The 2,408-nt window shown below is 42.6% G+C and carries 2 protein-coding genes and 1 pseudogene; all 3 read left to right on the forward strand.

Annotated features, from left to right (window positions below; translation table 11 throughout):
* The coding region (locus AB4496_RS13485) for a cupin domain-containing protein (RefSeq protein ID WP_372131136.1) at positions 1-301 on the forward strand (301 nt) is incomplete at its 5' end.
* A 470-nt stretch (positions 302-771) separates the two neighbouring features.
* On the forward strand, positions 772-1,905 hold the full coding sequence (gene gcvT, locus AB4496_RS13490) for a glycine cleavage system aminomethyltransferase GcvT (RefSeq protein ID WP_102257710.1): 1,134 nt from the start codon (positions 772-774) through the stop codon (positions 1,903-1,905).
* Between the two features lie 298 nt (positions 1,906-2,203).
* Positions 2,204-2,408: pseudogene (locus AB4496_RS13495) on the forward strand (serine protease); the annotation flags it as partial.

Raw genomic sequence — 2,408 nt, forward strand, 5'->3', positions numbered from 1 at the left:
ACCACACCCAACACCCACTTATGAACACGAATTGCTTGCCACAGAGCTCTCTAATAAGAAGATGATGCCGTTTAAGAGTCGGGTGAGAGCTCGTACTTTTGAAGAGTATAACGATTGGGTGCGCCACGATGGTGAAGAGTTCTTAATGATCATCTCGGGTGATGTGATGTTCTACTCAGAATTCTACGAACCCGTGCCAATGAGTGAAGGCGATAGCATGTATTACGATGCGAATATGGGTCATATGCTGATTTCAACTAGTGCTGAAGATGCGCTCATTCTGTGGGTGACTGCAAAATAACTGTAGGTCACTGCAAAATAAGCTAACAAGTTTTGAATTTCTTATAGTGGATGCAAACGTTTGCTTTTGTTTTGAACGTTAGCTAATAGACGCGATATTGATGCGAAAATCATCAATATCGCGTTTTTGTATGTACCGAACAATTGTTTTTAAATTGTTAAATGTCACATTTTGAGCTGTTTGACTATTGTTAAGGGTGTAAAACTGACGCAGGCTTGTTTATTATAGTGAACATGGTTTACTCATGCTGATTGAAGTTTACTGAAGTGAATTCTTAGAAAGTGAGTTGTATGGGTTTTGTACAGTTATTCATAATTTATAGAGCCAACGATATAAGCCTATATAAAGGACATCACTTTTTACTATCTACTGTTTCTAACGTTAACCAGTATCGTTAGAGGCGACTCTAAATAGAGATATAAGCGGCAGACTCGATTTTGGACAGCCTGCAACGCTTCATGGAGAATAAAATGACTCAAGAACACGCTAATCAAGACCTACTAACAACACCACTGCATGCGCTTCACGTTGAAGAGGGTGCAAAGATGGTTCCTTTCGCTGGCTACGATATGCCAGTCCAGTACCCACTTGGTGTAAAGAAAGAGCATTTACATACTCGTGATGCAGCTGGTCTTTTTGATGTTTCTCACATGGGGCAACTTCGTCTACATGGTGCAAACGCAGCTGCTGTCTTAGAATCTTTGGTTCCTGTAGATATTATTGACCTTCCTTCTGGTAAGCAGCGCTATGCGTTCTTTACTAACGAGCAGGGCGGCATTATGGATGACCTGATGGTTGCTAATTTAGGCGACCACCTATTTGTTGTTGTGAATGCAGCTTGTAAGACACAAGATATCGACCATCTAACGGCGCACCTTCCAGCTGACGTCGAAATGGAAGTGATTGATGACCGCGCTCTATTAGCCCTTCAAGGCCCTAAAGCGTCTGAAGTTCTTGCTCGTTTCCAACCTAGCGTTGCAGACATGTTGTTCATGGACGTTCAAAAAGTCGATATCGATGGCGTTGAATGCATCGTGAGCCGCAGTGGTTACACGGGGGAAGATGGCTACGAGATCTCTGTTCCTAACGATCACGCTGAAGCATTGGCACGCAAGCTAACTTCAGAAGCGGAAGTTGAGTGGATTGGCCTTGGTGCTCGTGACTCACTTCGTCTTGAGTGTGGTCTATGTCTATATGGTCATGATCTAGACACAACGACAACGCCAGTAGAAGCTAGCCTTCTATGGGGTATTCAAAAAGTACGTCGTACAGGCGGTGAACGTGCAGGCGGCTTCCCTGGCGCTGATATCATTCTTGAGCAAATCGCAACGAAAGATGTTCAACGTAAGCGTGTTGGTCTTGTTGGTCAAACTAAAGCACCAGTACGTGAAGGTGCTGAATTGTTCGATGCTGAAGACAACAAGATTGGCGTTGTAACAAGCGGTACTGCTGGCCCTAACGCAGGCAAGCCTGTTTCTATGGCTTATGTTCGTACTGACTTAGCGGTAATTGGCACTGAAGTATTCGCTGAAGTTCGTGGTAAGAAATTACCTATGACAGTAGAAAAAATGCCATTCGTACCTCAACGTTACTACCGTGGCTAATCTATTTTAAGAGAAACTATTGAGCTAAACAAAGCCTACTGTTTGCTTCTCTGTGTAGAGAAGTTCAACGGTAGGCTTTTGGGTTTTAAGCCCATCTCCCTTTTTATGAACGTATCTAATTTTAAGAGCGTATAACTTTCTATATCGCTACAAGCGCGGCGACCTGAAAGTTCGTTTTTTTAAAACGAGACATATGGCTATATCATTAAAATTGCTTACTATAATATTAGTCGTAACGTGTTATGGTGACGATTCATCATTTTTGTAAATAAGTAGTAAGGGTTACAAGGAGTTATCTATGAATGTTAACCATACAATGAGTCCGGTTCGTAAAGCCGTTTTAGGGCTGTTAGCTCCATTGATTTACACATCAAGTGTTATGGCGACGGAAAACTCGGTCGAAAGTGCTCCTAATGTCGGTGTTTCACCTTATATCGTTAACGGTAGCAACGCTTCAGTCACCAATTTCCCATCAATGGCGAGCTTGTTTATCGATCGTATTG

Source organism: Vibrio sp. 10N.222.46.A1, from assembly GCF_041473595.1.
Lineage (GTDB): Bacteria > Pseudomonadota > Gammaproteobacteria > Enterobacterales > Vibrionaceae > Vibrio > Vibrio tasmaniensis_A.